This is a genomic window from Brevibacterium sp. S22 (assembly GCF_004745485.1).
Lineage (GTDB): Bacteria > Actinomycetota > Actinomycetes > Actinomycetales > Brevibacteriaceae > Brevibacterium.
In genome coordinates, this window is sequence record NZ_RHFG01000011.1 from 120,603 (window position 1) to 129,152 (window position 8,550).

The 8,550-nt window shown below is 65.3% G+C and carries 7 protein-coding genes; 1 reads left to right on the forward strand and 6 read right to left on the reverse strand.

Annotated elements, in window-relative coordinates:
* Positions 1–52: 52 nt before the first annotated feature.
* The 4 genes from EB835_RS11145 to EB835_RS11160 form a co-directional block, all read right to left on the reverse strand.
* Positions 53–1,375, reverse strand: coding sequence for a replication-associated recombination protein A (locus EB835_RS11145; protein ID WP_240688687.1), 1,323 nt, complete (start codon positions 1,373–1,375; stop codon positions 53–55).
* A 112-nt stretch (positions 1,376–1,487) separates the two neighbouring features.
* Complete coding sequence (locus EB835_RS11150; protein WP_135809541.1) at positions 1,488–1,850, reverse strand: MmcQ/YjbR family DNA-binding protein; 363 nt, start codon at positions 1,848–1,850, stop codon at positions 1,488–1,490.
* A 128-nt stretch (positions 1,851–1,978) separates the two neighbouring features.
* Positions 1,979–3,232 (reverse strand): MFS transporter, encoded by a 1,254-nt coding sequence (locus EB835_RS11155; RefSeq protein WP_240688688.1) that lies wholly within the window; start codon positions 3,230–3,232, stop codon positions 1,979–1,981.
* An 8-nt stretch (positions 3,233–3,240) separates the two neighbouring features.
* The gene (locus tag EB835_RS11160) at positions 3,241–3,912 is read right to left on the reverse strand and encodes a GntR family transcriptional regulator (RefSeq protein WP_135809542.1); all 672 of its coding nucleotides are present in this window, start codon (positions 3,910–3,912) and stop codon (positions 3,241–3,243) included.
* 199 nt (positions 3,913–4,111) lie between these two features.
* Here EB835_RS11160 and EB835_RS11165 point away from each other — a divergent pair, with 199 nt between their 5' ends.
* A complete protein-coding gene (locus EB835_RS11165) occupies positions 4,112–5,605 on the forward strand; it encodes an MFS transporter (RefSeq protein WP_240688689.1) in 1,494 nt (497 codons plus the stop codon).
* Between the two features lie 86 nt (positions 5,606–5,691).
* On the opposite strand, the gene EB835_RS11170 is transcribed toward EB835_RS11165, so the two are convergent.
* Both EB835_RS11170 and EB835_RS11175 read right to left on the reverse strand, forming a co-directional pair.
* Positions 5,692–6,717 carry a CNNM domain-containing protein gene (locus EB835_RS11170; RefSeq protein ID WP_135809543.1) on the reverse strand — a complete coding sequence of 342 codons (1,026 nt, stop codon included), beginning with the start codon at positions 6,715–6,717 and terminating at the stop codon, positions 5,692–5,694.
* Complete coding sequence (locus EB835_RS11175; protein ID WP_135809544.1) at positions 6,714–8,141, reverse strand: hemolysin family protein; 1,428 nt, start codon at positions 8,139–8,141, stop codon at positions 6,714–6,716. Before EB835_RS11175 ends, EB835_RS11170 begins: the two co-directional genes overlap by 4 nt.
* Between the last annotated feature and the right edge of the window lie 409 nt (positions 8,142–8,550).

Below are 8,550 nucleotides of genomic sequence, written 5' to 3' on the forward strand. Positions count from 1 at the left end.
TTCACTCTACAAACTGCGTCTGGGATGGTGCCTGCGCCCTTCCGTTGTTTGTTCATGTGTCGCCATCGCCTGACGGGTCATTGTCGGCGCGGCCTTCGTGCTGACGTTTTTCAGCACGCATCCGATCCCACTCGGACAGACGCTGCGCGATGATGTGCTCGTAACCGTTGCTGGTGGGCCGATACACTTTCTCCGGTGTCATGCCCTCAGGGAAGTAGTTCGCACCTGAGAAGCCTCCCGGCCTGTCCGGGTCATACTCGTATCCCTCTCCGTAGCCGAGGTTCTTCATCAGCTTCGTCGGGGCGTTGAGGATATATGCAGGTGGCATCAGAGACCCTGTCTGTTTCGCGAGCTTCTTCGCTGCGTTGAATCCACGGTAGACGGCGATGGACTTCGGTGCGGTTGCGAGGTAGACGACGGCTTGAGCGATGGCGAGTTCCCCTTCTGGGGAGCCGAGACGTTCGAACACGTCCCATGCCGCCAGCGCCTGTTGGATCGCTTGTGGGTCGGCAATCGCGATGTCTTCGTTGGCGAATCTGACCAGCCGTCGGGCGACATAGAGGGGATCTTCCCCACCTTCGAGCATGCGCGCCAACCAATACAGTGACGCGTCAGGGTCAGAACCGCGCATTGACTTATGCAGTGCGGAGATGAGGTTGTAATGCCCCTCTTGGGCTTTGTCGTAGATCGGTGCGCGCTGTTGAACCAGTTCGACGAGGCCAGAGGTGTCGAGAGTACCTCTGACAGTTTGGAGTTGCTCGATGAGGTTGAGCAGGTAACGGCCATCACCATCAGCCATCGCCACAAGAGCATGTCGTGCCTGCGCATCAAGAGGCAGTTCTCTCTCAGCGGTTTCCTCTGCTCGTGTGATGAGCGTGGTCAGCGCCTCCTCGTCGAGGCGTTTGAGGACGAAGACCTGGGAGCGGGAGAGCAATGCTGAGTTGAGCTCGAAGCTGGGGTTCTCCGTGGTAGCACCGACGAGCACGACCGTGCCGTCTTCCACGTAGGGGAGGAAAGAATCCTGCTGGGCGCGGTTGAAACGATGGATCTCGTCAACGAACAGCATCGTGCCCTGGCCGATCTCGCGTCGTTTGGCAGCTGATTGGAAGACTTTGCGGAGTTCGGCGACTCCGGAGAATGTTGCTGAGACCGATTCGAAGACGAGGTTGGCGCGTTCGGCCAGCAACCGCGCGATGGTTGTCTTCCCACAACCCGGCGGTCCCCACAGCACCATCGAGACCAGCCTGGACTCAGCGACCATCCGACCGATCGGCGCATCGCCCCCCAGCAGATGATCTTGCCCGATGACATCACCGAGGGACTTCGGACGCAGACGATCAGCCAGCGGACGGCCCACGTCATCAGGCTCAAACAATGACGGCGCTTCTTGACTCACAATGTCACCTCCAACCCCATAGCTCAGGTTCAATCTTCGCAGTCTCGGCACAACGGTGGTTGTTCACCCGCAGGCAGTAGCGGTTGTGCAATTACGGACGGTCCTCGAGCGGCACCTGCTCCCAGGCAAGGTCATAGGAGTCTTGGACAAGCTCCTCAACCACTGCGGCGGTGATGCCTGACCCGGATCCGATGGAGATCCAGTGGTCTTTGTCGAGGTAGTGCCCCCGACTGATCGAATCGTGGTCGCGCCGAAGAGCATCACCGCGGTGGGACTCGACCTTGACAGTGATGATCTCCAGTTCAGGGTCATCCTCCGTCACGATCAAGAACACCTTCACCGCGACCTTCCACACCTGCAGGTGCTTCGTGAACGGATAGCCGCTGCTGGTGCCGGCCAAGCCACGGGCAACCTCCCGGGCCCTATCCTGGATGTTCTGGCCGCTGAGACTCACGGCACCTCCTTCGCGAAGGCGGCTGTGGACGGACCGCCTCTCTGAGGAACGATACCCGGGGCGACTCGGCTGAGGAAGGGACCGCCAACTGCGACCGCAGCCAGCAGACCCGTCGTCGATGACGCGCCCTACGCCTTCGAAGTCGACCGGGCCGACGCCAACGCAACAGCGCCGAGGCTGAGCAGGCAGACCAGTGCGACGGCCCCCAGCGAGACGCTATAGGACATGACAGGCAGCAGAGCCGCAAGCACGGTGGGCAGCAGGAAGCCGGAGTAGGCCAGCGAATAGTAGACACCGGTGATCCCTGCCAGATCCTTCGGCTCGGCGATGGCTTGAACGATGACTAGCCCGGCGACAACACAGATGCCGTAAGCGGCGCCGAGGACGATGGCCACGACGAAGGCGATGATCGGGTTGGCGACGAAAGCGGCGATGACGGCAAAGCCCATTCCAATAGTCATCAGCGCCAATCCCACGACCAAGCCGCGCCCTCCGGTCCACCGGTTGATGGCCGGGACAAGGTTCTGCACCAGCGCTCCAGCACCGAGGGTGGCAACGGCGAGCACGGTCGCGAACAGGGTCGTCCACTCCCCCAGCTCCTCCTGGACCAGCGCGGGCATCACAGCGTAGGCGACCCCGGCGGCCCCGAACACCCACGGGGCCGCGGGGACGATGAGGCGGACGAAGGTCCGGTGCCCGACGAGCGGGATCCGCAGTCCCTGCCACCAGTGCTGCTGCGACCGTCGATGTTTCGGCAGCGATTCGGGAGCAGCGAGGACGATGATGAGAGCGACGAGGTTGAGCACCCCGTGGACGGCGTACGGCGTCATCTCGGGGGCCGGCCCCCACTGGGCCAGGCACCCGGTGACAAGGGCGCCGAGGGCGAAGCCCAAGGTCAGGGTGAGTGCGGGACGACGTGCCCCGGCGGTGATGCCTGCGGCATTGTCGAAGGGTGGAGCCGAGAGCTCTTTGATCCAGCTCGTACCGACAGACATCGCGACGCCGACACCGATGCCGGCGAGCACCCGCCCCAGGCAGAGCAGCCAGAACAGATCGAAGCCGAGGGCGAGGAAGAGGCTGCCGAGGATTGCGGCAAGAGATCCGGCGATGAGGACCGGTTTGCGTCCGCGACGATCCGACAGCGCCGAGGCGACCAACAGTCCCGGAATGAGCCCGCCCACGTACATGCCCAGCAGCAGGTTCGCCTGCCAGATAGCGTACCCGCCGTCTTCTTCGTACATGTGCACGAGCGGGGTGAAGTGGTTGCCGCCCCACGCGAGCAGGAACATCGCGGGAGCCACCCGAAGCCATGCACGGCCGGTGGGAGCCGCCTCGGCGGAGGTGTCGGCCGTCTCCGTGGCGGTGTGGGTATGGGCGGTCATGATCCTCCTCAGCGGGACTGCGGGAAGTGGGAGCATTCGATGTGGACGCGGACGAGGCGGGCGAAGCCGGTCGGGTCGCCCGCCTCGGCGCGGTCGGTGAGCGCCTCGTGCTCTGCCAGGAGCGTGTCGAGCGTGTGCGGCGCTTCGATGGCGACCTGAAAGGTCAGGCGGGCCAGGCGAGGGCCCATGGTCGTGAGCATCTCGGTGACGATGGCGTTCTCACCGCTGCGGATGAGGCGGGCATGAAAGGCGTTGTCGGCGCTGGCGAAGCCGAGCGGGTCGCCGGTGTCCAGGGCTGTCTTCTGCTGGCCGAGCAGGGTGCGCAGGTCGGCGGCCAGGGCAGCGAGGTCGCCTCCGTCGGCCAGGGTCTGGACGGCGTCGATCTCGAACATCGAGCGCACGGCGAGCAGGTCACGCCTCTCCTTGGCAGTCACCGTGGTCACGAGCGCACCCTTCTTCGGGACGAGGCGGACGAGGCGCCAGCGCTCGAGCTGAAGCATCGCCTCCCGGGCCGGGGTGCGGCTGGCGTCGTGCGCCTCGGCGAGGTCGGCCTCGATGAGGAGTTCGCCGGGTTTGCGCCGGCCTTCGATGATCTCGCGGGCCGTCGACGCGGCCATCCGGGCAGCGATCGGTGAGGAGTCGTCGGTGCTCTGCCAGGGCAGTGTCAGCAAGTCATTCACACCCCGAGAATAACAGATGCATACATTGATAGATGCATCTGACCTCGCTTATGAAGATCGTCGAAACCTGCTACATTCATTCACGGCCGCCACCGGCCACCAGCACCGCATCGACGAAACGACACGCGAAGACCCAGGTCACAGGGTCCTTCTGACACGGCACGATCGAGCTTTCACCCGCCGAACGTCAGGAGACTTCATGACCTCGCCCGTCAATGCCCGCCCCCGATCCGCAGAAGAGTCCGCCGGCACACCCGCCTCCGCGAAGCCCCACCGCGCCGGGTGGATGATCGCGGTCGCCGCGGCCGCGGCCTTCCTCGCCACCTTCAATGAGACCTTCCTCAACGTCGCGTTCACACCGATCATGGCCGACCTCGGCGTCGATGTCGCCACCGTGCAGTGGCTGACCACGGCCTACCTCCTCGTCGCCGCGATCTTCGTGCCGATCGCCAACGTCCTCTACCACCGGATCCCGACCCGGGCGCTGTTCGTCTGCGTCACCGCGGTCATGGTCGCAGGTTCCGTCGTCGGCGCCTTGGCACCGAACTTCGCAGTCCTGCTCATCGGACGACTCCTTCAGGCCATCGGCACCGGCCTGCTCACCCCGATCGGTATGAGCATCACTCTGGCGGTCTCCCCGCGGGACAGGCTCGGGATGAACATGGGCATCATGGCCGCGATGACGACTCTGGGGCCCTCGGTGGCCATCGTCACCTCGGGAATGCTGCTCACCATCGCACCGTGGACGACGCTGATGTGGGTCTTCGGCGGCCTGTGCCTCATCGTCCTCCTCGCCGGCGCGGTCTTCCTGCGCACCGTCGCCGAGCTCGGACGCCCGAAGTTCGACACACTGTCTTTCCTCCTCGTCGCGGTCGCCCTCGTTGGCATCCTCTACGGAGTCACCGCTGCCTTCGACGGTTCGGCACTCATCGCCGGCGGAAGCTGCGTGGTCGGTCTGCTCGCCCTGTGGGTCTTCATCGCTCGGCAGCGTCGCATCGAACACCCGCTGCTCGATCTGCGTCCGTTTGCCAGCCGACCCTTCGTCCTCGGCGTGGTCATGACGATGTTGGGACTCGTGTTCGTCTTCGCCATGAACGTCGTCATCCCACTGTTCCTGCAGTCGGCGAAGGGACTGCCGCCGATGGGCGCCTCGCTGGCCCTGGCTCCGGGCATCCTGCTGACCGTGGTGCTCGGTCCGGTGGCCGGACGACTCTTCGACCGCCACGGCGGACGCTGGTCGATCCCGCTCGGGTTCCTCGTGATGGCCGTCTTCGTCACGCTCGTCGGCGTCGGCGCCGGGTATGACTCGATTCTCGTCTTCGCCGTTCTCTACATTCCGGCGGTTCTTGCCACTGCGTTCGTCATCGGGCCGGCACAGACCTTCGCCCTGTACAGCCTCGATCATGAGTCGAGCCCACACGGCGTCACCGTGGTCTCGACGAGCTTCCAGATCGCCGGCTGTGTCGGCACCTCGCTGGCCGCCGGGATCTACGGTGCGCTCAGCGGCGCGGGGATCGCGGCCGAACGTGGTGAGGCCGATTCCCTGCTGCTGGGCTTCCACGGTGCCGTCGGGCTCGTCGTGGTCACCTCGGCGATCGGCACCATCCTGGCGATCATGGCCAACCTGGTGGCGCGCAGCAGCCATGCGGAGGCTGCGAAGGAATCGTCGGCCGTGGGCGCCGGGGCGAAGTAACCAGCCCGACCAATTTGCTACCCGACGGCGGCTGTGCAACCTGGCGCCAGGTTGCAGAGCCGCCGTCACGTAGTTCTGGAGGGTGGTCAGCTCGGTGAGGCCATCTCGCCGGTGGTGAGCAGGTGGGTGAGCACATCGGTGACGGTGACGACCGCATGACCGCCGTCGGCTCTCTCGACCAGTGCCAGCTGCGTACTCTCCTCTCGCATCGCTGCGAACGCCCGTACGACGGTCATCGACCCCGGCAGGACGGTGACGGGGCGTGCCGCCTCGGCGATCGGTGCCTCATCGGCGAGTCCGAGCACGTCCCGGACATGCACCACATGACTCAGCGACCCGCCGGGTTCGGTGCGGACAAGGATGCGACGGTGACGGTCACAGTGCGAGGCCTCCCGCACTGCCCCAGCAGTCGCGTCCGGCCCGACGGCCGTCGGCTCCCGACGACCGGCTACGAGTTCGTCGAGGCTGAGTTGGGTGAGTTCGAGGGCCCCGAGCAGCGCAGCCGAGGACTCCTTCTCCAGGGTTCCGGCCTGCGCCGAGTGCTCCAACAGCTGCTGCAGGTCCTCGGGAGTATGCGCCTGATCGACCTCGTCGACGGGTTCGACCCGCACGAGGCGAAGGCAGGCGTTCGCCGCGTTGTTGAGCACGTGGAGCAGCGGACGAGTGAGGAACATGAATGCCCGCATCGGCAGCGCGAGCAGAATCGCCGACCGCTCCGGATGCGCCACCGCCCATGACTTCGGCGCCATCTCACCGACGACGAGGTGGAGGAACGTGACGATGATGAGCGCAAGGACGAATCCGGTGACATCAGCGATCCACAGCGGAAGTCCGGCCGCCTCGGCGAGCGGAGTGATCCAGTGGTGGACGGCCGGTTTCGTGATCGCACCGAGCGCAAGGGTGCACGCCGTGATGCCCAGCTGAGACCCGGCCAGCAGCACCGACAGCTCGGTCGAGCTGCGCAAGGCGGCACGCGCCGATCGGCTGTTCGCCGCTTCGTCCTCGAGCCGGTGGCGTTTGGCGGCGATGAGCGCGAATTCGACAGCGACGAAGAATGCGCTGAGTCCGATGATCGCGATCGTGAGCGCGATGATGACCCAGGGATTGCTCATCGTGCCACCTCGATTCCGATCCGCAGCGCCGAGGGCACATGCGTGGCCACCTCGAGGACGTCGATGACCAGATGTTCGGGATCCGGGGTGTCAGTGCCGGCGAGGTCGGCGGGATCGAGCGGCAGGTCGATCGTGACCCGGTCATCGACCGCAGGGAATCCCTTCGCGTGCTCGATGACGAGTCCCGACAAGGTCTTCGCCGAGGTGGCCGGCAGTTCGCGCTGCAGGACACGGGCCACCTCGTCGAGGGGGATGGTCCCCGGTGCTCGCCAGGACTCGTCGCCGTCGTCGATGAGTTCTTCGACGGTGTGGTCGTGTTCATCGGCGATGTCGCCGACGAGTTCCTCCCCGAGGTCCTCCATCGTCAGGATTCCGGCGAAGCCGCCGTATTCGTCGACGACGCAGGCCATCTGCTCCCGGTGTTCGAACAGTGCCGCCACCGCGTCCGGCAGCGCCAGGGATTCGGGGACGAAGACCGGCGGACGCAGAAGGGCGCGCACCGAGGTCGCGGTTGCCAGTCCATCGGCACCCGGCTCACCCGTGGTCGGCCCTTCGGCAGTGGATGCGTCGGTGTGCATCTGCTCGGTGGCCGGTGCCGCCCCGGCGAGGACGTCGATAAGGTCGATCGTGCCGAGCACCTGATCGTCAGCCTCGAGCACGGGGTAGCGGGAGTGGCCGGCGGCCATACGGTCGCGGACCTCGGATAGGGACATGTCGACGCCGATGACGTCGACTCGTGAGCGCGGCACGGTGGCATGGGCGACCGTCTGCTGCGGGAAGTCGAGGATGCGGTCGAGGATGAGGGAATCGTCATCGGCGATCTCGCCGCCGTCGCGGGAGTCGGCGACGATGTGCTTGAGGTCGCGCCGGGTTGCCGAGTGATCGACGTCGTGGACCGGTTCGATGCCGAGGATGCGCAGCAGGGCATTCGAGGCCTTGTCGAAGATCGTGATGAGCCAGCCGAACATGGCCAGATAGATCGACGTCGAGCGGGCTAGCCAGGTGGCCAGCGCCACGGGCCGGGCGATCGCCAGGTTCTTCGGGAACAGTTCGCCGAAGAGCATCTGGATGAGCGTCGAGACGAGCAGCGCGAGCACGGTGCCGATGAGGATGCCCGTGCCCTGTGGGATCGTGGTGCCGCCGAGGGCTTCGCCGACGGCGGTGCCGATGAGGGGCTCGGCGACGTAGCCGACGAGGAGGCCCGTGACGGTGATGCCCAGCTGCGCGCCCGAGAGCATGAACGAAGTGCGGCGGGTGATCGCCAGGGCTCGGTCGGCGGAGCGATCACCGGCCGCGGATCGGGCTGCGAGACGAGAGCGGTCGACGGCCATGTACGCGAATTCCTGAGCCACGAAGTAGCCGGTGGCCACGGTGATGAGAAGGATGACGAGGAGACCGATGAGCAGCGAGAGCAGCCAGGTCAACGGCGACCACCTGCTCGCGTGCTATTGAATTGTTCTGAGGTACGAAGTGTGATGTCCCAGCCGGGACTTCGATAGTCGTCCATGGTCCTTCCGAAAGTGATCAAGTGGGCGGCTTGTCACAATTATTCCGGCCCGGGCTGGCAGAACGCTGAACCTCACCCTCAACTTGCTACCCGACGGCGGCTCTGCAACCTTGCGCTGTGAGTATTGACAGTGGCTGGTCTGGGACTGGCTGGCAGAGTAGGTGTTGGCCTCTCCATCCCGTGATCGTGACTCCACCTTGCGCTGACCCACACAGTGGTGTCGTGACCTCGATTTGTCCGATCACATGGATGGTGCGGCCGGCACCAGCTCGGCCCACCTCGGTAACTTGATCAGAAGGCTGTCCACCCCCTGAAACCAAGGGAGT

Bases quoted from the DNA above. Each gene is read 5' to 3' on its own strand.
- EB835_RS11165 (WP_240688689.1), top strand. From the start codon at position 4,112: ATGACCTCGCCCGTCAATGCCCGCCCCCGATCCGCAGAAGAGTCCGCC.
- EB835_RS11155 (WP_240688688.1), bottom strand. From the start codon at position 3,232: ATGACCGCCCATACCCACACCGCCACGGAGACGGCCGACACCTCCGCC.
- EB835_RS11170 (WP_135809543.1), bottom strand. From the start codon at position 6,717: ATGAGCAATCCCTGGGTCATCATCGCGCTCACGATCGCGATCATCGGA.